We start from the raw sequence: 21,561 nt of genomic DNA, 5'->3' as shown, positions 1-21,561 counted from the left end.
CCAACGTCTCAGTGATTGATGAAGAAGGGTATCGCGTAACCGGCTGAACAGGCTGAATATAAGCCTTGAATCTGTTGGTTACGCGTTTTTATTTTCAAGCCATTGGATAGGAAGTAGCACCAATGAAGGTTGTGATTTTAGTTTGGCGTTATTTAGAAGAAGTGCTTGCTTCGCTGGCCATATCGGTAACCGTTTTAATGGTTATCGCCAATGTTATTTTGCGTTACGGGTTTGGGTTTGTGGTGCCATGGAGTGAAGAGCTTGCCGTGGTCTGTTTTATTTGGGCGGTCTATTTTGGGATAAGCTCATGTTACAAACATCGTATGCATATGGGGGTGGATGTTCTGGTGATTTTATTACCCGAGCGTTTTCAATCGCCGTTTAAAATTCTCTCATTACTATTTTTGATTGTCGTTAATGGCGGTATGGCCCATTTAAGTTATCAGTACACCATGTTATCGAACAAGGTGACGCCAGTGATGGGGATGTCTTATTTTGCGATTAACAGTGTTTTGGTATTGTCATTTGGATTGATGTTATTACACAGTTTTATTTTTCTTTATCAAGAGATTGCCAAGATGCGCGGTCAATCTTGGGCTGGATGTGAGGAAAAAGCATCATGATCAGTTATCTTCCGATCGGTATTTTGTTTGTCCTGTTTTTACTTAATGTACCGATTGCTTTTTCGTTGATTGCTTCTGCCATGGTCTATTTTATTTTCATTAATGATGTCATTCCAGTCAGTTTGGTGATGCAGCGCTTTATCTCTGCCGCTTCCTCTTTTCCACTACTGGCGATTCCGTTCTTTATTATGGTGGGGTCGGTAATGAACTATTCCGGCATTAGTCGCAGCTTATTGGCGTTCGCCGATGCGCTGATTGGCCATAAAGTCGGTGGTTTAGCGCAAGTCAACGTGGCATTAAGTACCTTAATGGGCGGAGTTTCAGGTTCGGCCAATGCCGATGCGGCGATGCAATCGAAAATATTGGCACCGGAGATGACTAAGCGAGGTTATGGCTTACCGTTTACTGCGGCGTTAACCGCAGCTTCTTCGAGTATTAGCCCGGTTATCCCGCCAGGGATTAATTTGATCATCTTTGCCTTGCTGGCCAACGTTTCTGTTCACCAAATGTTTTTGGCAGGGTACGTACCGGCCTTTTTGATGGCTATCTCACTGATGATTACCGTCGCTTGGATCGCTCGTCGGCGGGGGTATCCACCTTCTCGTGATAAAGCGGCGTCTTGGGGCGAACGCGGGCGTTATTTTTTCCAAGCTTTACCAGCGCTGTTGATCCCTTTTGGGATTATTTTAGGCATGCGTTTTGGTTTGTTTACGCCCACCGAAGCTGGTGCGATTGCCGTGATGTTGTGTAGCCTGATTGGCTTGTTCATTTATCGTCAATTAAAACCGCATCACTTTGCGGCGATTTTGCGCGAAACCGTTCAAGGCACCAGTACGGTGATGTTCATCATTATTGGGGCGATGGTGTTTGGCTACTACATGACGTTGGAGCGTATTCCGCAGACGGTGGCCAGTGCTTTGATTGAGTTAACCGATAATAAACTGTTGCTGCTACTGCTGATTAACTTATTGCTGTTGGTGGTGGGGATGTTTATTGAAGGTGGTGCAGCGATGATTATCTTGACGCCATTATTGCTGCCTGCCGTCCTGAATGCGGGGGTCAATCCGGTACACTTTGGCGTGATCGTCATCGTTAATATCATGATTGGTGGCGTAACCCCGCCGTTTGGGTCGATGATGTTTACCGTTTGCTCCATTTTGAAAGTTCGGATGATTGAGTTCATGAAAGAGGTGATTCCGTTTTTGATTGCGCTATTGGCGGTATTAATGCTGCTCACCTTCTCAGAATCGTTAGTGATGTGGTTACCGAATGCAATTTAATAAAATAACGCCTCACTTTTGATGCGATAGGCCGCCAGTAAGGTTGGCGTCTCCTTAACATCGAGTTGTAATCAGCCATCATCGCCATTGGGCATGATGGCTTTTTTATGCTTCTTCTCTCTGCTTTTCTCATCTGACCACAGTGTATTATCGTTAAACGTGTCGATAAAAATCCAGATCGCGATCTTATCTTTCATTATTGTGGTTTTTTCCTTTTCTTCGCTTTGCAGTGAAAACGAGATCTATTTCAATTTTATGCAACAAGTTGATTTTTACAATTGCAATGTCATGTTGTTGCTTTATTTTAAGTAAGTTAAACAACTGTTCGAATTATTGAATAAACGTTAAAAGTGGACAGTGAGTCATCATCAAGATTAGCTCAGGTGAACCTTAGGCTTAGCAAGGGAGTGTAGGCATGAAAAAAGTAGCGTTAATAACCGGATCGAAAGGTGGCATCGGATCTGCGATCAGCTCACAACTGGTTGCCGATGGTTATCGAGTGGTTGCGACGTATTACACCGGAAATTATCAATGCGCTATCGATTGGTTCAATGAGAAGGGATTTACCGAGCAACAAGTGCGTTTATTTGAGCTCGATGTGACTGATACCGAGCAGTGCAGTGAACGTTTAACTCAGTTACTGAGTGAAGAGGGCTCCATCGATGTGGTGGTCAATAATGCTGGTATTACGCGCGATTCTCAATTGAAAAAAATGTCCGCAGAGGATTGGTTTGATGTCATTAACACCAATCTGAACAGCGTGTTTAATGTTACTCGTCCCTTATTTTCGGCGATGTGTGAAAAAGGCCAAGGGCGAATCATTAATATCTCTTCGGTGAATGGTTTAAAAGGTCAATTTGGCCAAGTTAATTACGCGGCGGCTAAAGCAGGAATGATTGGTTTTACCAAGGCGTTAGCCTTAGAAGGTGCGCGTAGTGGGGTAACGGTCAATGCGGTCGCGCCCGGTTATACCGCGACGCCGATGGTTGAGCAGATGCGAGAAGAGGTCTTGGCGTCGATAAAATCTCAGATCCCGATGCAGCGTTTAGCGACTCCAGAAGAGATTGCTAAAGCGGTCTCTTTCCTTGCGGGAGATGGCGGGGCTTATATCACTGGTGAGACGCTCTCTGTCAATGGCGGCTTATACATGAACTAATAGTGAAGTGGCATTGAGTGAACAACGAATGCCTCTTCATCATGATCATTTTTGCCCAAGCAATCGTGCTTTGGGTTAGGTATCGATAACAGCGTTAATTAATGAGGAAATACTTATGTACACGGATTTTTTTAAAACTTTCACCGATCAAGCAGAAAAAAACATGCAACCGTTTTTTAAGTTTAATCAGTTAATGACTAAAAACGTTGAGCTATTGACAGAGCTACAACTGAATGCAATGCGCACATACAGCGAAATGGGTATGGCTCAGATGAAAGCAGCGTCAGAGATTAAAGATGTTAATACACTCGCGGCGTTCAGTAGTCAGCAATTGGGCGTTCTGAGTAAACTGTCGCAGCAGATGCTAGACGATAGCAATAAATTGCAAGCGGCGGCGAAAGAGTTCAAGCAAGATATTGAAACGTTGACTTCAGAAAATATCAAAACGGCGACTCCACAATAGCCTGTGATCGTTTTATAACTGGAAGCGTTTGCGAGATAACACGCTTCCGGTGATCAAGGTATCTATTAAAGCGCCGCCCTTTTTCGGCGGCGCTGTTCCGAGTAAGGGAGTACTTTATGTTGCAACATTTCTTTTCGGACTATCTGGTTAAGCTGCAAGAAACCAATCAACAGTGGTGGCAGGATTTTGAAGCGAACAAGATGGCCGCTAACTCTCCTTTAAACCAAGCCATTCAAGCAGTGAACTTTGAAGATAGTGCGAAGTTTTTTGAACAAGCCGTTAATCAACCGACCGCGTTGCTGCAGTTGCAAACCCAGTGGTGGGAGCAACAAATGCAAATATGGCAGCAAGTGGTGCTATCCGGTAACACCCAGAGTGTGATTGAGGCTGAGAAAGGCGATAAACGATTTAACGATGAAACATGGCAGTCACAGGCCATGTACAATTTTATTAAGCAGTCGTACTTGCTGTTTTGTAAAACCTACATGGAGACCATCAATGCGATTGAAGGTGTTGATGAGAAAACCAAAGAGCGGATCAGCTTTTTTTCAAGGCAGATGATCAATGCGATGTCGCCTTCGAATTTTATTGCCACGAACCCTGAGCTGCTCAAACTCACCATTGAAAATAATGGGCAGAATTTACTCAAAGGTATGGAGCTGCTTAAAGAAGATTTGCAGTCCAGTGCTGATATTTTGAAAGTTCGCATGACCAACGAGCAAGCTTTTCGACTGGGTGAAGAGATAGCCAGTACTGCCGGTAAAGTGGTGTACCGTAATGAGTTGTTCGAGTTAATTCAATACACACCGGTCACAGAGCAGGTTAAGGCAACTCCGCTTTTGATCGTGCCGCCGTTTATTAATAAGTATTATATTCTTGATTTAACTGAGAAAAACTCCATGGTGCGCTGGCTGTTAGAGCAAGGGCACTGTGTGTTTATGATCTCTTGGCGCAATCCTGGACAGGCACAAAGTGAAATTGGTTTTGACAACTATGTTCTCGATGGTGTGGTGCAAGCGGTATCGGTAATTGAAGATATTACCGGACAAGAGCAAATCAACGCAGCAGGTTACTGTATTGGTGGTACGGCATTAGCCTCTGCTATTGCTTACTATGCTGCGAAACGAATGAAAAAACGGATTAAATCGGCGAGTTTTTTTACCACTTTACTGGATTTTTCTCAACCTGGCGAAGTGGGTGCTTACATTAACGATACCATCATTAGTGCCATTGAAGCGCAAAATAGCGCGCAAGGCTTTATGGATGGCCGTTCGCTGAGTGTGACCTTTAGTTTGTTACGTGAAAATAGCCTGTATTGGAATTATTACATTGATAACTATTTAAAAGGCACGAGCCCGGTTGATTTTGATCTTTTGTATTGGAATAGCGATAGCACCAACGTTGCGGCCAATACCCATAACTTCTTACTGCGCGAGTTGTATCTCAATAATCAGCTAGTGCAAGATAAAGGGGTAAAAATTGGTGGGGTATGGATTGATCTGAATAAAATTCGCATTCCAAGCTACTTTATCTCCGCCAAGGACGATCACATTGCTTTATGGCAAGGTACTTACCGCGGCGCGTTAGCCATGGGAGGTAATAAAACTTTTGTGCTCGGTGAATCTGGTCACATCGCTGGGATTGTTAATCCACCAGCTAAAAATAAGTACGGTTATTGGGTCAATGACAGCTTAGATGAATCGGCGGATGAGTGGTTAGCCAATGCGCAACGTGCGGAAGGTTCATGGTGGACCCATTGGGATCAATGGCTTGCTCAGTTTAGCCCTGAATCATTGGTTCCCGCTTATCCCATCGGCAGTGATAATTTCCCTGCTCTTGAAGCCGCGCCGGGCAGTTATGTGAAACAAACGCTACCGATAGTTGAATAAACCGATAGTTGAATAATAAGATGGATAGCGCCTATTTATAGCACTGATAGGGTCGTCTCAATAGGATGAAAGCCGCCGCGGAAGATGATTTCATGCGGCGGCTTTTTATTAACGATTTTTGTTAGTAAACCTGAAAAATAGATTATTGATTATCAGGATTAAACACATTGGTGTAGCTGGTAATGGTACGCACGCTGATATTCGATTGATCGCTGGCGTATAAACCGAGTTGTCCCGTTGTTGTATCATGGCCTAGGCTTTGGTGACTGTATACATTACTTAAGGTATCGCTATTAGGGATCCACTCCCAGCGCTGGCTTAAGCTTGAGTTACATTGCTGAAGGGCATTCAGATTATCACCATCTAAACAATAAGCGGTGTTCGCTGCACTCACGTAACGCCCTAGCTGATCATAAATAAACGATTGAGCTTGTTTGTTATCGGCACACTCACTGGCGGTTATCGATTGATCGCCATTCACCTCAACGCAGCGGTTATTAAAGCTGGCAAGTTGTAAGTTAACCGGTCTGCCACCGGTAAATACCGGATGTTGCCAATCAACGGTGAAGCTGGTGGTTTTACCGACTCGGCGACGTCCATCGTTTTCAAACCCATGGTAAGATTGATGGCCACCAAAAACGTAATAATGCTTATAAGCGCCGTTATAGATTGGACGGATATTGACCGAAGAATCAATCGTAAACTCGGTAGTGCCAGTTTCAGTTGGAGCAGCGCTGTAGATCACATCCATTTTCGGAACAAAGCTGGCGTAACCGATTGGGTTGATCTTGTTGGTATCAATCGGATAAGTATTTACCCATAGTGCATCTGTCCAGCGATCCAGTAAAGACTCAGCCGTTGCGTATTGATCGCGCTCCCAAGTAAAACGAACTTTTTGTGGGCTTGGCGTACTGCGTGCGACTTTATAATCGTGAGTTTTAAAGGTTAACCAACGGCTTTGGTTGTAACTAGCGTTAGCTTCTAGTTTGGCTTTCGGACCATCTTTATTGACTTCAACACCGCCATTGACGCCAACTTGGAAACCAGACACTTCCTTGATTTCATAGTCAGAATTAATATTTTCACGCGGGAAGGTTTTTAAAATTTGCGCTTTATTATTCGATGTGTTGAAGACAAACTGATAATCCTGTGCGATAGCATCCGTTGACCAATCTCTGAAATAGGCATCGAGAGTGAGGTAGTCGGCTGCATATTGACGCCAGCTTAACTTATCATTGAGATGAATACCGGCTCCAGTGGTATCGTCATCCAAACTGATACGAACAATTTTGGCGTCTGGTGTTGCTGAGCCAGTGGTACCAAATTGCAGAGAACGTTCATAGTTAACTCGATAGATCAACGAGATGTTCGGGTTATCACAAAAGACGCGAGTCCCTTTATCCCATAAATGTGAGTTTTTAAAGGTGCACTCTTCATCGCTGATTGGGCGATGAACATTCACATAAAACGCAACATGCGGCAAGCTGTTAGCTTCGCTTGTCGCATTAGTGCGGCTATCAATACTACGCCGTTGGCGAGAATGAGTAACAGGTTGAGCTTCAAGTAACTGAATACTTGGATCATTTTCATCATCTAACCCCGTGAACAATAATTCTCCTTTATGTTCGGTAATTAGCCAGAAATCACTGCTCAACGCGACACCTAATTGACCGCGTAATAGCGCTTTGGCTTGTGTTTTACCCTGTTCATCACTGATATTACTAAAATCTATCAAGTAGCGCTGATGCTGGCGAAGCACGCTATCGCGCACATCACTTAACGTTGGTACTGTTCCTTCTTCCACCAACAATTCAGCGGCATTTAAATAACTAACTTGGCTATCATCCTGAAGCGTACTCAGCATTTCAACCGCCACACCTTGTGGTTGCTGAACATCTGCATAGGCGGTATTCCATACCAAGCCTGATAATATCGCGGCTAACGCGATGGTTTTATTGTTATAGATAGGCATAGGATTACCTCTTGATGAATGGTATTACCCTGTGACTTAACGTTGCGCTATGGCTGAACATCTTTGCCCTTTGGGTTGCAGCAGATAACGTATTCATATGGTTATTAAATGATCCATTACTGCTAAATCTATTAATATGTTTTGTGGTAACAATTTGAAACAAATTAAATAAAATTCGTGGCTCAAGATCACAAAAAAAACATCAGGAGAAAATGAACTAAAGTATCTTCAAGGTTTGATAAGCCTTAGTTATCAATAGCGGTAGGCGATACTGTTACCTTGCTGCAGAATTCTTGGCTGTGATTCGTTGGTTTAATCAAAGCGAGAGTAGTGTCAAAAATATGTCGGGGTGAAATTGGTACACTAGTGATTAATTTATGATAAAGGTTGCCTTTGATTCGCCGATAGTAAAGGACGATATTATTCACAGGTAGTCAGATGAGGAGTGCAAGGATGTTCAAGTCTTTTCGAGCTAAAATCACCGCGATCAGCGTGGGATTGATCGTGATTTCATTGGTTGTGACGGCGGTTTTAATCGTGAGAGTTAGCTCTGAAACGCTCCGTTTGCAAATCAGCCGTAATTTACAACAACAGCTACAAACTCAATCGAGCTCAATTTCTAACTGGATGGATGAGCGAAAAAACATGCTGATGGCCACCGGAAAGGTTTTGGAACAGCGAGATCCTTTGTCTGCTCTAAAGCAACTGAGTGATGGCGGTGGTTTTTTAGCGGCGTATTTCGCGCGTCCTGATGGCTCTGCGGTGTTTTCCGATGAATGGCAACCACCGAGTGATTACAATCCATTGACTCGTGAATGGTATCGCTTGGCGGCTACGCAGAGCGGCGTCGCGACAACGGCACCTTATGAAGATGCGCTAGATGGCCAAACCAGCTTAGTGGTCACCTTTACTCATGGATTGGGCAATAACGCCAGTCGCGGTGTATTAGCAGGGGATATTCCTTTAACCTTTATCATCGATACCGTGCGCGCCATTGCGCCAACACAAAACAGTTTTGCATTTTTAACCGATAACAGCGGGACTATTATTGCTCATCCGAATCCAAATTTGAGTTTAAAAAGCTTACGTGATTTGAACCCCAACTTAACGCAAAACATGTTAAGTGATATTCAGCGTCAAGGTCATCGCGAACTCACGTTGCAAGGTCAAGCCATTTATCTCACCAGTCAGGCAATACCGGGCACCAACTGGTCGTTGAATATTGCTCTCGATAAACAAGATGCCTTATCGGGTATCTACAGCATGATCCGTTGGACGGTTATTGCGGTGCTATTGATTGGGTTGGTTGCCACCGGTGTGATGTGGATCTCTAGCGCTTCAGGGTTTAGACGTTTACAAGAAGTCAGCTTAGCAATGACCGATATCGGTCAAGGAGAAGGGGACTTAACCAAACGTATCGAAGCGCATGGCAGCGATGAAATTGCCACTATTGCCAAAGCGTTTAATACCTTTGTTGAAAAGATTCATCTGTTGGTGAACGAAGTTAATAATACCGCTCAATCGGTGTCGGCAGCTTCGAGCACCTTGGCACAAGTGACACGACAAAGCGCAGGTGTGGTCGCTCAGCAAAGTTCAGAAACGGATCAAGTTGCGACCGCAATGAATGAAATGACCGCCACCGTACAAGAGGTTGCGAGTCATGCCAGTGAAGCGGCAAGTCAAGCCTCTGCAGCAGATAATGAAACCAAACAAGGGCAAGTGTTACTGCGCGATACCTTACAACAATTAAAACATTTGGATGATACCTTGCAAGGCAGTAGTTCAACGATTGCGGAGTTACAAACCGGAACGCAAGATATTGTGGGTATGCTGGATGTGATCAGCGCCGTTTCTGAACAAACCAATTTACTCGCTTTAAACGCGGCGATTGAGGCTGCCCGAGCGGGAGAGCATGGCCGTGGTTTTGCGGTGGTTGCCGATGAAGTGCGTGGATTAGCAGGTCGTACGCAACAAAGTACTCAGCAGATCCAAGAAGTGGTTGATCGCCTGTTTAAGCAAACGGAAAATGTGGTCAATGTGATGGCTCAAAGTCGCTCCGCTGCGCAAACTACCGTGACGAAAGCCGAAGACATGGCCGCTCGTTTAGAGCAAGTTAATCAAGCGATTACCTTAATCGCCGATATGAACTTACAAATAGCGACAGCGGCAGAAGAGCAATCATCCGTGGCTGAGCTGATTAACCAAAATGTGGTGAATATTAATGATTTATCATCACAAACTGAACAGGCATCGCATCAGTTAACCGAAGCGACGCAAACTCTGACTGAGCAAGCGGATCAACTGCATCAACAAGTATCACAGTTTAAAATTTAGTCAGCGATTACCGTCAGTGTGTTATTTAAAAAGGGGCTTTTAGCCCCTTTGTTATTTCATCAATATACCTTGGTCTTTGGCCATTTGAGTCGCCATTTTAGGCGCTTGCCATAGTGAAGGCAGTAAAATCAGTGAAGCGGGTACGGCGGTGATGACAATGAAAGATTGTAGCGCTGAAATGCTCCCTTCTCCCATTGATATCAGAACGATCGCCATCGCTCCCATCACTACGCCCCAAAAGGTCCGAATCGCAGCATTAGGATTAGCCTCGCCACTGATCACGACGCTAATCGTGTAGGTCATTGAATCCCCAGTAGTGACAATAAAGGTGGTGGTTAACACCAGAAATAGCAAAGCCATTAAGGTCGGGAAGGGCAGTTGAGCGGTGATTGCCAATAATGCACCAGGTAAGTTAAACCCTTCAAAACCTTGAGCAATAACGCCTGGGTTAGCCAATTCAAAAGCCAATCCACTGCCGCCAACAATACTAAACCAAAAACAGGTGATCAGCGGAGCGGCGATACTAATCGCAAGAATCAATTGGCGTACTGTGCGTCCACGTGAAATGCGTGCAATAAAGATCGCCATCATCGGTCCGTAACCAATAAACCAGCCCCAGAAAAAGACTGTCCACCAACTGAGCCAATCTGTGTCAGCACGATAGAGCGCCATAGGAACAAAGTTATCAACCATCGAGGCGACACCTTGTAAGTAGCCATCAATAATAAATCCCGTTGGGCCAAAAGTTAGGATAAACAGAACTAAAATCACCGCCAAAATAATGTTATAGCGACTGATCACTTGAATGCCTTTACTTAAGCCACTTAACGCAGAAAAGGTATACATTGCCATCGCAAACAAAATAACGATGATTTGTGTCGTGAAAGTATCGGGTATACCCCATAGGGCATGCAGTGCGTAGCTAATTTGCAAACCTAAAAAACCAATCGGGCCAATCGTCCCTGCGGCAACCGCGATAATACTCAGAGCATCAATTAAGTTAGCGACCCAGCCGGTAACGGCCCGTTGACCTAAAATCGGATAAAGCAGAGTACGAGGTTTTAGAGGGAGTCCTTTATCGTAATGTAAATGCATCAGTACGATGGAAGAAAGGCAACCTAAAATGGCCCAAGCTAAAAATCCCCAATGCATAAAAGATTGTGAGAGTGCGTTGATGGCCATTGTCGATAAATCGGCGTCAGCAAAAATCGGTGGAGCGTTAACAAAATGAGCAATAGGTTCGGCGGCGGCCCAAAAAACACCGCCACCAGCCAGTAAAGTGCAAAGAATGATTGATAACCATTTCATATTATCGATTTCTGGCGATGTTAAACCACCTAAACGCACCGATCCGGTTTGGGTTAAAGCCAGCGCCAAACCAATCACAAAATTAGCCAATAACAGCAGTTGCCAAAAGGCACCAAAACCTTGAGTGGCATAACGAAAACCAGAATCAATCAGAGAAGTGAGCAGCTCAGGAGAGGTAACCGCTAATAATACGAATAAGGAGAGGAAACTACCACTAAGCCATAATACGGGATTATTAAGCTCAAGTTTTTGTGATAGCGATGTGCAGTCGCTCTGTGGGGGATGCGTGGCGGAGTAATCAGATGCTGTCATGCAAGACGCATCAACACTCAAAGAAACTTTAGACATAAAAACTCGCTTTTTACCTAACAAATTTAGGAAGTATGGTAGTCACAATAATGGAAAATTGTGATGTCCATCATAAAAGCTGGTCATGCTAACACAGAATAGATTGAGAATTCATCTGTTTTGCTAGTTACCGGATTGAATTTCCAAGGTGTGCTCAAGTTAATATTGAGGCGTGCTAGGTATGGGTTTAATATTCCAAAAGTGAATATTCAATCGATTTATATTTCTAACTTGGTTATAAATGTTGTGCTAATTTGCTTGTCGCATATTAACTAAGGAAGATGACTCATGCGTACATGGCTACTCGCTCTATCTCTATTCAGTGTTTCTCAACATACCTTGGCAAAAGATGCCGTGTTATTGAATGTTTCTTACGATCCGACCAGAGAGCTTTATCAACAATATAACGCCGCATTCGCCACTTATTGGCAAGCAGAAAACGGACATAATGTCACGGTTAGGCAATCCCACGGCGGATCAGGTCGACAAGCAGTTTCCGTGATGAATGGTATTGAATCCGATGTCGTGACTTTAGCACTCGCTTATGACATTGATGCGATTGCCGAGGGGGGAAGAATCGCTCCCAATTGGATTCATCGCTTACCCTATAATTCAGCGCCTTATACATCGACGATTGTTTTTTTGGTCCGAGAGGGGAACCCTAAAAATATTCGAGATTGGGATGATCTCATCAAACCTGATGTGGAAATCATTACACCTAATCCGAAAACCTCGGGTGGCGCTCGCTGGAATTATCTTGCCGCATGGGGATACGCTTTAGATCAGTATCAAGGTGACGAAGAAAAAGCGCAGCAATTTGTTAAGTCGATTTATGAAAATGTCAGCGTTTTAGATACGGGGGCACGTGGCGCTTCGAACACGTTTGTTGAGCGGAAAATAGGTGATGTGTTGATTGCTTGGGAAAATGAAGCTCTGCTCGCGGTGAACAAATTAAATCATCATGGCTTACAAATCGTAGTTCCGAGTCGCTCTATTCTTGCTGAGCCTACCGTGAGTTTGGTTGATCGAGTAGTCGATAGAAAAGGAACTCGTGAGGTCGCACAAGCGTATTTGGCGTATTTATATTCTCCAGTCGGCCAAGAGATTGCCGCGCAAAATTTTTATCGACCAAGAGATCCTGATATCGCTGAGAAATATACGGAAGTGTTTCCTCATTTAACGCTATTTACTATCGATGAGGTTTTTGGCGGTTGGCAGCAGGCACATCAAACTCATTTTGCACAAGGCGCAACATTCGATCAAATCACTCGTCGTTGATAATACGTTGATTGATAAAAATGATATTGCCATAAGTGGTTGGGGATTGTTGCTGGAAAGTGTTTACGCTTATCTCCCCAACCTATTTTAGCTTCAGGCGTTATTTATTGTGATTCAGCGGCAAACTCTTCAATTGCTCCCAGTGCTTGAATACCATAAGTTAAGGAAGGGCCTCCTCCCATCAGTACAGCAACATCGATCACTTCAACCAGCTCGGCTTGTGTCGCCCCAGCTTTTAACGCTGCAAAAACGTGAGCGGCGATACAACCATCACAACGTGCAGCGATACCAATACCGAGTGCAATCATCTCTTTGGTTTTCAGATCCAGCTCACCAGCAGCCATAGCGGCTTTATGTAATTGCATAAACGCAGATAAGGTATCAGGGCTTTGCTGTTTATAAGATTTACCTAAGGTATTGTTGTCTTTGAGTAATTGAGAATAAGATTTCATATAACCTCTTCGTTAGTTTTTGCTAAATAAGTTTAACCTAATATAAGGTGCAACATAATAAAAAGCAAATCGAGTTGCGAATTATTCTATTGCGTTTATTATGGACGTCTAGAAGTCTTTATTTTTTGTGAGTAGAAAGGATGCTGAAAATGAAAAGTACGATTCGTTGCGCGTTAGCGATAACATTACTGCTGGGGCTGACGGCATGTGGTCAAAAAGAACGCTCTGAAATTAAGGTCGGAGCAACCGTTGGGCCACATGCTCAAGTGGTTGAGGCCGTCGCTAAAGAAGCGGCTAAACACGGTTTAACGGTAAAAGTTGTTGAATTCTCTGATTTTATTACTCCCAATGCCGCACTGGCCGATGGCAGTATCGATATTAATAGTTATCAACATCAACCGTTTTTAGACAACTACAATCGTCATCATGGGGCAAAGTTAGTATCGATTGGTCACTCGATTTTAATGCGGATGGGGATTTATTCGAATCGTCATGGATCATTACAAGACTTACCTGATAATGCACGGATTGCGATTCCCAATGATCCAACTAACGGTGGACGTGGTTTACTGCTGTTAGCTGATGCGAATTTAATTACGCTTCGTGATGGTGTCGGTTTCAATGCAACTCCAAGGGATATTGTTGAAAACCCGAAAAATTTGCGGTTTCTTGAAGTCGATGCCGCTCAGTTACCGCGAACTTTAGATGAAGTTGATGCGGCAGCGATTACGATGAACTATGTGATGTCAGCTGGTATAGATCCTAAAAAGCAAGGGATTTTTCTCGAATCCAATCAAGCACCATTGGCGGTAATGGTTATTGCCACTCGTGAAAACGAGCGAGACAACGCGGTGTATCAGCAATTTGTACAGATTTTTCAGTCGGCCGCGGTGAGTGAATTTATTGCCGAAACGTTTAACGGTACGATTGAGCCTGCTTATTAGATACCTGTTTTAAGTTTTTGAATAGGAAGCGATAAAACTATCCCTTTCTTATTTACAGCGGCAGCGATATTGGTTACGTTCGTTTTCCCTAAAGCCTAGAGTCTATCTAGGCTCATTGGCACTATGGATTACCTCGACTACTCTATGGCTTGCTGCTGTCTTCCTTATTTTATATGGCACTGCTCTAAAAGTACGGGTCCAGTTCCTAGTTTGGCCAGTTTGTCTTCTGGATTATACAGTGGGCAAGTTTGCATCGATAAACAGCCGCAACCGATACAACCGTCAAGCGTATCGCGCAACTTTTCCAATCCAGCAATTCGTTCATCTAAACGCTGTTTCCACTGTGCTGATAGTGCTTGCCAGTCTTTTTGAGTTGGCGTTCGACTATCAGGTAATGTTGCTAATGCTTGCTGTATTTCTGCCAGAGAAATCCCTAGCTTCTGAGCCGCTTTTATCACGGAAACACGACGTAAAATATCTTTTCGGTAACGGCGTTGATTACCTGCGTTGCGGTCACTCTTAATCAGTCCCTGACGTTCATAAAAATGCAGTGTACTAATACTTATCCCACTGCGCTGTGCGACTTTCCCCACTGTCCAATCGTTTGACATATTGTGCTCAGCCTCATCTTTTTTTCATTTTTCTATAAAAAAGCAAAAAAACACTTTACCTCAACCAAGGTTAAGGTTTTAGCCTGTATCTTCATCAAGCACAAGGAGAAGAACGATGAAAATTGAACACATTAATCTAGTCATAAAAGATTTAGAACAATCATTACGCTTTTACCGAGCCGCTTTTCCTCATTGGAAAATACGCGCGAAAGGTGGTGGTGAGTGGTATGGCAAAGCCAGAACTTGGGTGCATTTTGGCGATGAAAATCATTACCTTGCGCTCAATGAGTTTGGCGAAGGGAGGAACAGAGATCGTACTGGGCACAGCGTTGGCTTAGCGCATTTTGCTTTTGAAACTCAAAACCTTGATGCAGTGATCGCACGTCTAGAGCAAGCGGGTTTTGAGATTGCTGATAATGGAACTAATGAGGCTTTTCGTCGTAATGTTTACTTTATCGATCCCGATGGGTTTGAAGTGGAATTTGTACACTATTTAAGTGATTTACCTAATGAGCGTAATACTTAGCTCGATGAAGTAGAGAAAGCGAATAGATAACGTCATTAGATGCTAAGCTATTGATTTTAAATTATTGCAGGCAAGAAAAAAGACGTCCTGAGACGTCTTTAAACTATGAATTGGTGGGCTGGCGGGATTTGAAATGGTTTCTCACTTTTCATAAATTCAGTAACTTATATCGATGTTGCCAATTTGGTGTTGCATCAAATGTTACATCAATTTCCTACTTCAAAAGGAACTGAACCCGCGTCGATGTATTACTAAATCATTTAAAAATGCTAGCTTGTTATAGCAATTTGATCTAAAGCAATAGCGCTGATACTGAGTATTTTACCCAGCCTCACCATCTATTAGTAGCGATTTTAACACATCGGGAGAAGACGGTAGCATTCCGACTTTTAAGCCAAATGGTTTGAATACCTTGTTGAGAATCTCTGTATTGTAGCTGCCCCGATCATTCTCTATATCTGAGAGTGTTTTTCTTGAGACATTTACAAGTCTTGCGAACACATCCTGTTTGAGTCCCAGTATATTAATGCGTAAACTTTTTAACGCTTGGCCTTGTGTCAGCTCTCCAAGCAATAAGTGTTTGATGATTTTGTTTGCCTCGGTTTTGCGTTCTGCTGCACTTACTGCTTTGGCGTTTTTTGAGGTTTTCGATCTAGTCGGAGTATTAAGTTGCGATCGTTCTTTGGTCGAATGAGTTGCATCCGTCCCAGCCTTGGGCTGATGTTGATTTCGGTTTGCTCTTAGACGAGCAACGGTATCTTGTACGGACTCTTTATTGCTTGGCTTATTCATAGTAACCCCCATTTAGTGAGCTTTTCTGATATATGATTAAGTCCAACGGCTGGCATCTCTAAGATTTGTTCTGATACTCCTCGTAATGCTAGTCTCTGCTTTAAATCAATGCATTTACTTGCAGTAACCTCTAGTTCTTGTAATAACACTTCTTTTGGCACGAGATCAGATAAGGTGTCCGCTATTCCGACGAAGTCGTAAGTTCCGCCAACCTCTAGTGGGGCTTTCCATTTTGTTGTTCTTGGAATGCCTTCAGGATCAGCTTTCATTGGTGCGAAGTCGTAAACGGGAGCAAGCTTTATGACTCCATCACCCTTTAAGAATGAAGTGTTTCTGCCATGGTTATCACTATTACCAAATAAGATGTTGAGTAGATCTCTCTTCACCCATTCAATGACGAAAGCTTGGGTATCAAACCTATATCCTTGGTGTTTAACCATATGGCTTTCAGTAATTTTTTCTATGAGAGTTCGGATTGTTGTTTCGTGGTCAAGAGTGACTCCTGCGCCTTTTTTCAAAATGGAATACACAGATTCCATGCCAAATCTCTTTATTTGTTGATTAATAATTTGAACATCAAATCGAGGCAGCCATAAGGAAGGGTAGTTTAATCCTTCCTCTAACCGCATGCCTTCGGTGGCGATCGTTTCGACTCCCATTTCGGTTAGCTCGTGGTAGAAGTAGAACTCAGCTCTTAGAATATTGCAGTCGATGGTGCTTCTTGAGCCTCTAGGGTACTTTACTAAGTAATGTAAGTCGTGGTTACTATTGTCATCTTGGTATGGATCAATCCATATTTTTTCGCTGCCAGATCCATGATCGAAACCACATCGGAGGATCAGCTTTGGCGCTTCACCTCCAGCCCCAGTTGCACCACCTGCGGCTGCCCCTCTTTGTTGTGCATAGTCGAGGAAATCACCTGCTCGATTTTTAACATCATCAACAGAGAAGTAGAGGTTGTCTGCTACTTCGTAGCGCTCAGGAAGAGAGTCTTTTATTCTTAAGTTACCAATAGGCGACATTGTGCCAAACTTGAGCAAAACATAGTCTTGTTCATCAGAACTAAGGTCTTCAATATCTAGGTGTTTGACCCAGTATCGTCTACTAGCGCCACTAGGCATAATATCGTCTAGAAACTTTAACCATCCAGGTTTACCCATGTCATCAAAAAAGAATGAGACAGGGTGGTTTAGTGAAACAGCGTGAAAGTCATCTTTATCGTGATGTTCTAGCGCATAGTCGCTGAGGTAGTTGAGTTCAGTCACTCGGAAATTATGTTGGCTACTTTTAGGGAATGAGATGATACCAATATCTATCCATTCATCTTTGATAAAAGCCTGTACAGTGATTTCTTCCATCGACAATACCTCTACTTAGTAATGAGTAAAACATTACTCTTAAAGCCCTTTCTTTTCAAGTTTTGAGTAAATAATTACTCACTAATGTTTGGCTGGCTTTGTTATGAGTAAATTGTTACTCATAAATTGCAAGTCACATTGTTGATGAGCAAAATGGATGGTTTTAGTTATGAAAGCTGCGATAGGGAGTAGGGCGTTAATTGTTTGTTCAGTTATTACGTATTTCGGTGATTGCGATCGCTCGTTTCGGTTTATTGGCGATGCTTGGGAAGATATGCAGCTCCAATGAACGCCAGATATCGATCGCGTAATCGAGAGTGACATCGTGCTGTTTGATGGCAAACCAGTCTTTCGCAACATTGGCAAAGGTATGTTCATGGATTTCTTTATGGGCTTGCTGCTGGCGTTTTCGAGCATCTTGAGGATCGATGCCTTGTGCGATCAGCTCTTTGGCAGAAAATAAGCTTTTTCTTGCTTGTAAAAGGGATATCTCTGGGTACATCCCAAAGCTTAAGTTAGCTCGTTTACCGTTTGTGGGACGATAGTAGTTGAAGATCCACTGCTTTGACCCGTTAGGTTTGATTCTAAGTCGCAAGCCATCACCATCGAAAAGATTATATTCTTTTTCTCTAGGTTTGGAGGCTTTGATCTCTTTATCTGTCAGCTTTACTGTGTTTTTTACCATGATGGGTACACCAAATTAACACGATAAAATCAGTGTACCTTGTAGTGTACCTAAAAATTAAAGCTGTTATGAAATCGCATTGGACGCTGGTGGATGCTAAGTTGTTGATTTTACGTTGTTGCAGGCAAGAAAAAAGACGTCCTGAGACGTCTTTAAACTATGAATTGGTGGGCTGGCGTAAGTTGATCTTGATGGGTAATTAATTGATTTTTAATTATTTACTTCGGTTTTATTTTTTATTTGGTTACTAAGATGGTTACTAAAATAAAATGCTTTAAATATTAGAGTGTTTTTTTTGAGATACCAGCTCTTCATTTTCCTTTTGAAGTCTAGTGTATTCCTCTTTCAATATATCTAGTTCAACTCTCATTTCATTAATGTTATCGAGTTCTTCAATTAATAATTCTACACCCGTAGCTTCTTTTTCCATAATAGGAGCTAATAGATTTGATTCATGTTTACGATTTGAGTTTCTTTTGATGTTGTCAACGGTGGTGGTTAGAAGTTCATTTATTACAGTAGTTTTAGGTTTTTGAAGCTTTTTAGAAAGGTAGTCAAGAGCCTTCTGCGCATTTTTTGATAGTGAAAATGTAGATGTTTGAGCTTTGTTGTTGTAACTGCGCCATGCGCTTTTTAGTAGGTTGACCTTGTATTTGTCATCATCATTTATCGAATCTTTGCTTGTCCAGTAGTTGATAAAGCTTCTCGCGAATTCGACGTTGGATTGATATTTGTTCCTATTTTTGTCTTCTTGGGTTAGTTCTGAATAGTCACCAACCCAATCATGTCGTTTTGCATAGCTTCTCAACCATTCTGCCATTTTTTTATCTTCTGGATTAAACCAGTTCATTCGATCCTTAAGCGACTTATTACTCATAATGCTTTCCATTTAAGGTTTTAAATAACATTGTAACCCTGTTGGTAACTTTATTTAAAACAATATTTTAAATTTGTTCAAAAGTGTGATTGATGTTGTTTTAAATGATGTTGTTGAATGTATTATTAAATAGGGTGTTTATGGTGGAATCGTGTGCGATGTTGATAAGGTTTTTATCAGGTTTAAAAAATCTTTCTCCAGAGGGAAGGTACTTACTGTTAGCTGTTCTATTTGCAAAAATGGAAGAGGAATGCGGTCAGGGGAGGCGAACAACTGATATGTCCGTTGCTCGATTGCGTTCAGACTTTGGTGTGAGCCATAAAGTTGTTCGTGAGGTGATAGGATACTTAGAGTTAAACAATATTTGTGAAATTGAAAGAGACAGGCATGGTAAGCGCTCGTGTATTTTTAGGGATAGATACATATCGAAGTTACAGGGAAACGAACCTGAGTATATTCTAGTGGCACTTTATGGTCTTTTTTCTAGGGATGCCAAAGATGATCGAGAAAAGCTAGAAAAATCCTTAAAAACCAAGTTGAGACCTTCCAATCTGCTCTTAATGGCGATTTTTGTCCTTCACTCCGATGAGTTTGGTCTTGTCCAACAGAACACCTTTCATGAAGACAGAGCATCGTTGTTGCTTTCTGAAAGTAAACTTCGTCATTTGATGGGGGATATCAGCGAAAGCCGCTTGAAAACCCAGATTGAAACGCTAAGAAGTATCGGTTTTATAAGAAAAGAGGTCCGTGGTGGTGTTTCTTCGATCTATTTTGGCAAGTTCAGCAAACGCTATCTAATAGATCTTGGGTTAATAGATAAAAGTTTAGCGTTAGTACCTAGGGTTGATGGTGCCGTATTAAAAAACGTTAGTACCTTAACTTATGAAGTTCCTGAACAGTATTTGGCGTACAAAAGAGGAAATGAGTGTTCGCTAGGTTTTGAATTCGACTTTGAGTTACCGTTTAAACTATCGTTTTTTGTTCATAAAAAGATGTGGCTGGATCAGGACCATGAACTAGTGTTTAGAAACACTAAACGTGAGAAGAATTATGTCGACGAGTTTGATTTAACGAAACTTGATTGTGTGCCTTTTGTTAGGGGGAACTATCTTACTTTTGCAATCTTGACTAAAGTTGAAATCTTGACGGCATTTATCTTGAATAACTATTGGGAAAATTTGATACAAGACACCACACAGTTGTTCTCTAAGATTGAGCACGATGAACGATTTAAGAATGCCTTGTCGAAAAATGCTATCTTCACACAGAAGTTCTTAAGTGGACATGAAGACTCAAAAGCTCTTGATGTTACTTGGCGATTTTGGCAAAAACTTTTACTTAACTTATCTATAAGCTTGGCGAAATCTTTAGCCAAAATGATTCAGCTACGAGATGATGTTACTCACTTGAAATCTGTCAGTCTTTTATTGTATGGCTTCGAACACTACAACGCGGCAATGGGATATCATCCTTCTTGTAATATCTGGTTATCTTTCTCTGTTGGTGAAAAGCATTACGAAATAGATATTGTAAGTAAGAAAGTTAAGCCTTCAGATGCCTTAATTAAAAGAAGTACTCAAGATATTAATCATGATGATAAGGCGAATTTAAATTATACCTATACTGTGCAGGAATCATTGCTTGATGGTTCTTAATGTCAGAGTAGTCCAAGAGTAGTAATGTCACCATATTTGTTTTGTTTTGGATTTCAGAGGGCAAAACCTTATATCAGGTTGGGTCGAAATGTCATTTTAAGGCTTAGTACATGCACTGCCTAAGCCGAAATGAATCCGGTATTAGTAGTATATATATTGTATTAATTAACATCACACTCCCTTCCTATACCTAAATAACTAAGAGGTATAGGTAATGAAACAAACCAAACATCTTACAACGATTGCTAAATCGACTTACTTGGGAAGAGAATTATGTAAGGGTAAACGTAATAAAACCTTAGGCATGTTTAAAGAGTACTTAGATAGAATTGATGATGTGATGGATAAAGCTATCAGTGACCATCCAAGAACAACAGTTATTCGAGTAGATCTTAAATTTCCTTGTACGATTAAGTATGAAATTGCCCAAGTCATGAAACGCTTTATTAGCTCTCTATCTGCACAAATTAATGCAGACATCAAAAAAAAACGTAAAGAAGGGAAAAGAACTCCCGATTGTAACGTTCGTTATGTGTGGGCAAGAGAAAATAACCTTTCGCTTAATGACCATTATCATGTAGCACTATTCTTTAACAAGGATGTGTATATGTATCTCGGCCGTTTTACTAATACTAATAACCTAGCTTATCGGATTAAAAGAGCATGGTGTAGTGCCCTTGATTTAGATATTGATGAAGGTGGGGCCTTAGTTCATTTTCCTGATAATAGTCAATATTGGTTGGACCGCCGAGCTAATAACTTTGATGATGTTTTTAACCAAGTATTTAAACGTCTCAGTTATTTCGCAAAAACCGATACCAAAAAGACCGGAGATAGACGAAGAAATTTTGGTTACTCGCTACGATAAATAATCCTATCAAATACTGAAGGATCCCCTCATAAATCACCCAGCGCATAACCATATTGGTGAAGTTGCCGTGTAAGCTCTGCCCCTGCTTCGAGCAGCTCTAACGTTGTAATTTCGTAGTCTGACCTGCGTAGAACTTCCA

General features: G+C 42.2%; 19 protein-coding genes and 1 pseudogene. 11 read left to right on the top strand and 9 right to left on the bottom strand.

From position 1 onward, the window contains the following. The first annotated feature begins 134 nt into the window (after nt 1-134). Together FKN93_RS14220 and FKN93_RS14215 are read left to right on the top strand one after the other, a co-directional pair. The gene (locus tag FKN93_RS14220; RefSeq protein ID WP_170905378.1) at nt 135-623 is read left to right on the top strand and encodes a TRAP transporter small permease; all 489 of its coding nucleotides are present in this window, start codon (nt 135-137) and stop codon (nt 621-623) included. Continuing rightward, entirely contained in the window at nt 620-1,903 is a 1,284-nt protein-coding gene (locus FKN93_RS14215; protein ID WP_158137995.1) for a TRAP transporter large permease, read from the top strand. The genes FKN93_RS14220 and FKN93_RS14215 overlap by 4 nt, the downstream gene beginning before the upstream one ends. 71 nt (nt 1,904-1,974) lie before the next feature. Here FKN93_RS14215 and FKN93_RS18065 read toward each other — a convergent pair whose 3' ends face one another. Continuing rightward, entirely contained in the window at nt 1,975-2,100 is a 126-nt protein-coding gene (locus FKN93_RS18065) for a hypothetical protein (RefSeq protein WP_272870233.1), read from the bottom strand. Between the two features lie 218 nt (nt 2,101-2,318). Between FKN93_RS18065 and FKN93_RS14210 the strand changes: the two genes are divergently transcribed. The 3 genes from FKN93_RS14210 to phaC all read left to right on the top strand — a co-directional run bounded on the left by FKN93_RS14210 (nt 2,319) and on the right by phaC (nt 5,411). After that, a complete protein-coding gene (locus FKN93_RS14210; RefSeq protein ID WP_072668727.1) occupies nt 2,319-3,059 on the top strand; it encodes an SDR family oxidoreductase in 741 nt (246 codons plus the stop codon). Between the two features lie 115 nt (nt 3,060-3,174). Next, nucleotides 3,175-3,522 (top strand): phasin family protein, encoded by a 348-nt coding sequence (locus tag FKN93_RS14205; RefSeq protein WP_004395799.1) that lies wholly within the window; start codon nt 3,175-3,177, stop codon nt 3,520-3,522. A gap of 116 nt (nt 3,523-3,638) precedes the next feature. Beyond that, a complete protein-coding gene (gene phaC / locus FKN93_RS14200; RefSeq protein WP_170905374.1) occupies nt 3,639-5,411 on the top strand; it encodes a class I poly(R)-hydroxyalkanoic acid synthase in 1,773 nt (590 codons plus the stop codon). A 142-nt stretch (nt 5,412-5,553) separates the two neighbouring features. On the opposite strand, the gene FKN93_RS14195 is transcribed toward phaC, so the two are convergent. Continuing rightward, on the bottom strand, nt 5,554-7,383 hold the full coding sequence (locus FKN93_RS14195; RefSeq protein WP_170905373.1) for a leukocidin family pore-forming toxin: 1,830 nt from the start codon (nt 7,381-7,383) through the stop codon (nt 5,554-5,556). Between the two features lie 453 nt (nt 7,384-7,836). Here FKN93_RS14195 and FKN93_RS14190 point away from each other — a divergent pair, with 453 nt between their 5' ends. Further along, complete coding sequence (locus FKN93_RS14190; protein WP_158138003.1) at nt 7,837-9,717, top strand: methyl-accepting chemotaxis protein; 1,881 nt, start codon at nt 7,837-7,839, stop codon at nt 9,715-9,717. Between the two features lie 51 nt (nt 9,718-9,768). Here the strand turns inward: FKN93_RS14190 and FKN93_RS14185 are convergent, their stop codons facing one another. Then, nucleotides 9,769-11,373: a BCCT family transporter gene (locus FKN93_RS14185; protein ID WP_170905372.1), complete on the bottom strand. Its 1,605-nt coding sequence runs from the start codon at nt 11,371-11,373 to the stop codon at nt 9,769-9,771. A gap of 288 nt (nt 11,374-11,661) precedes the next feature. On the opposite strand from FKN93_RS14185, the gene FKN93_RS14180 reads away from it, so the two are divergent. Further along, complete coding sequence (locus tag FKN93_RS14180; protein WP_170905371.1) at nt 11,662-12,651, top strand: sulfate ABC transporter substrate-binding protein; 990 nt, start codon at nt 11,662-11,664, stop codon at nt 12,649-12,651. Nucleotides 12,652-12,755: 104 nt separating this feature from the next. Here FKN93_RS14180 and FKN93_RS14175 read toward each other — a convergent pair whose 3' ends face one another. Next, complete coding sequence (locus FKN93_RS14175) at nt 12,756-13,103, bottom strand: carboxymuconolactone decarboxylase family protein (protein WP_170905370.1); 348 nt, start codon at nt 13,101-13,103, stop codon at nt 12,756-12,758. Between the two features lie 149 nt (nt 13,104-13,252). Between FKN93_RS14175 and FKN93_RS14170 the strand changes: the two genes are divergently transcribed. Next, nucleotides 13,253-14,047, top strand: coding sequence for a MetQ/NlpA family ABC transporter substrate-binding protein (locus FKN93_RS14170; protein ID WP_158144166.1), 795 nt, complete (start codon nt 13,253-13,255; stop codon nt 14,045-14,047). A gap of 164 nt (nt 14,048-14,211) precedes the next feature. Here the strand turns inward: FKN93_RS14170 and soxR are convergent, their stop codons facing one another. Then, complete coding sequence (soxR, locus tag FKN93_RS14165) at nt 14,212-14,658, bottom strand: redox-sensitive transcriptional activator SoxR (RefSeq protein ID WP_158144165.1); 447 nt, start codon at nt 14,656-14,658, stop codon at nt 14,212-14,214. 115 nt (nt 14,659-14,773) lie between these two features. Between soxR and FKN93_RS14160 the strand changes: the two genes are divergently transcribed. Further along, entirely contained in the window at nt 14,774-15,184 is a 411-nt protein-coding gene (locus tag FKN93_RS14160) for a VOC family protein (RefSeq protein WP_004395791.1), read from the top strand. Between the two features lie 321 nt (nt 15,185-15,505). Here the strand turns inward: FKN93_RS14160 and FKN93_RS14155 are convergent, their stop codons facing one another. The 4 genes and pseudogenes from FKN93_RS14155 to FKN93_RS14140 all read right to left on the bottom strand — a co-directional run bounded on the left by FKN93_RS14155 (nt 15,506) and on the right by FKN93_RS14140 (nt 18,896). After that, nucleotides 15,506-15,988 (bottom strand): helix-turn-helix transcriptional regulator, encoded by a 483-nt coding sequence (locus FKN93_RS14155; RefSeq protein WP_170905369.1) that lies wholly within the window; start codon nt 15,986-15,988, stop codon nt 15,506-15,508. After that, nucleotides 15,973-17,334 carry a type II toxin-antitoxin system HipA family toxin gene (locus FKN93_RS14150; RefSeq protein WP_170905368.1) on the bottom strand — a complete coding sequence of 454 codons (1,362 nt, stop codon included), beginning with the start codon at nt 17,332-17,334 and terminating at the stop codon, nt 15,973-15,975. The genes FKN93_RS14155 and FKN93_RS14150 overlap by 16 nt, the downstream gene beginning before the upstream one ends. Before the next feature lie 235 nt (nt 17,335-17,569). Further along, nucleotides 17,570-18,019, bottom strand: a pseudogene (locus FKN93_RS14145) (integrase arm-type DNA-binding domain-containing protein); the annotation flags it as partial. A gap of 274 nt (nt 18,020-18,293) precedes the next feature. Then, on the bottom strand, nt 18,294-18,896 hold the full coding sequence (locus FKN93_RS14140; RefSeq protein ID WP_170905367.1) for a hypothetical protein: 603 nt from the start codon (nt 18,894-18,896) through the stop codon (nt 18,294-18,296). Between the two features lie 104 nt (nt 18,897-19,000). On the opposite strand from FKN93_RS14140, the gene FKN93_RS14135 reads away from it, so the two are divergent. Together FKN93_RS14135 and FKN93_RS14130 are read left to right on the top strand one after the other, a co-directional pair. After that, nucleotides 19,001-20,551 (top strand): hypothetical protein, encoded by a 1,551-nt coding sequence (locus FKN93_RS14135; RefSeq protein WP_170905366.1) that lies wholly within the window; start codon nt 19,001-19,003, stop codon nt 20,549-20,551. 214 nt (nt 20,552-20,765) lie between these two features. Next, nucleotides 20,766-21,419 carry an inovirus Gp2 family protein gene (locus FKN93_RS14130; RefSeq protein ID WP_170905365.1) on the top strand — a complete coding sequence of 218 codons (654 nt, stop codon included), beginning with the start codon at nt 20,766-20,768 and terminating at the stop codon, nt 21,417-21,419. Nucleotides 21,420-21,561 lie beyond the last annotated feature (142 nt).

This window comes from Vibrio sp. A8-1, assembly GCF_013048685.1.
Taxonomy (GTDB): domain Bacteria; phylum Pseudomonadota; class Gammaproteobacteria; order Enterobacterales; family Vibrionaceae; genus Vibrio; species Vibrio metschnikovii.
The sequence above is the reverse complement of the archived record's forward strand: the minus strand, read 5'-3'. Positions and strand labels throughout refer to the sequence as shown.

Coding starts and splice junctions, on each gene's coding strand:
- FKN93_RS14215 (WP_158137995.1), top strand. CDS start 620: ATGATCAGTTATCTTCCGATCGGTATTTTGTTTGTCCTGTTTTTACTT.
- FKN93_RS18065 (WP_272870233.1), bottom strand. CDS start 2,100: ATGAAAGATAAGATCGCGATCTGGATTTTTATCGACACGTTTAACGAT.
- FKN93_RS14210 (WP_072668727.1), top strand. CDS start 2,319: ATGAAAAAAGTAGCGTTAATAACCGGATCGAAAGGTGGCATCGGATCT.
- FKN93_RS14205 (WP_004395799.1), top strand. CDS start 3,175: ATGTACACGGATTTTTTTAAAACTTTCACCGATCAAGCAGAAAAAAAC.
- phaC (WP_170905374.1), top strand. CDS start 3,639: ATGTTGCAACATTTCTTTTCGGACTATCTGGTTAAGCTGCAAGAAACC.
- FKN93_RS14195 (WP_170905373.1), bottom strand. CDS start 7,383: ATGCCTATCTATAACAATAAAACCATCGCGTTAGCCGCGATATTATCA.
- FKN93_RS14190 (WP_158138003.1), top strand. CDS start 7,837: ATGTTCAAGTCTTTTCGAGCTAAAATCACCGCGATCAGCGTGGGATTG.
- FKN93_RS14185 (WP_170905372.1), bottom strand. CDS start 11,373: ATGTCTAAAGTTTCTTTGAGTGTTGATGCGTCTTGCATGACAGCATCT.
- FKN93_RS14180 (WP_170905371.1), top strand. CDS start 11,662: ATGCGTACATGGCTACTCGCTCTATCTCTATTCAGTGTTTCTCAACAT.
- FKN93_RS14175 (WP_170905370.1), bottom strand. CDS start 13,103: ATGAAATCTTATTCTCAATTACTCAAAGACAACAATACCTTAGGTAAA.
- FKN93_RS14170 (WP_158144166.1), top strand. CDS start 13,253: ATGAAAAGTACGATTCGTTGCGCGTTAGCGATAACATTACTGCTGGGG.
- soxR (WP_158144165.1), bottom strand. CDS start 14,658: ATGTCAAACGATTGGACAGTGGGGAAAGTCGCACAGCGCAGTGGGATA.
- FKN93_RS14160 (WP_004395791.1), top strand. CDS start 14,774: ATGAAAATTGAACACATTAATCTAGTCATAAAAGATTTAGAACAATCA.
- FKN93_RS14155 (WP_170905369.1), bottom strand. CDS start 15,988: ATGGGGGTTACTATGAATAAGCCAAGCAATAAAGAGTCCGTACAAGAT.
- FKN93_RS14150 (WP_170905368.1), bottom strand. CDS start 17,334: ATGGAAGAAATCACTGTACAGGCTTTTATCAAAGATGAATGGATAGAT.
- FKN93_RS14140 (WP_170905367.1), bottom strand. CDS start 18,896: ATGAGTAATAAGTCGCTTAAGGATCGAATGAACTGGTTTAATCCAGAA.
- FKN93_RS14135 (WP_170905366.1), top strand. CDS start 19,001: ATGATGTTGTTGAATGTATTATTAAATAGGGTGTTTATGGTGGAATCG.
- FKN93_RS14130 (WP_170905365.1), top strand. CDS start 20,766: ATGAAACAAACCAAACATCTTACAACGATTGCTAAATCGACTTACTTG.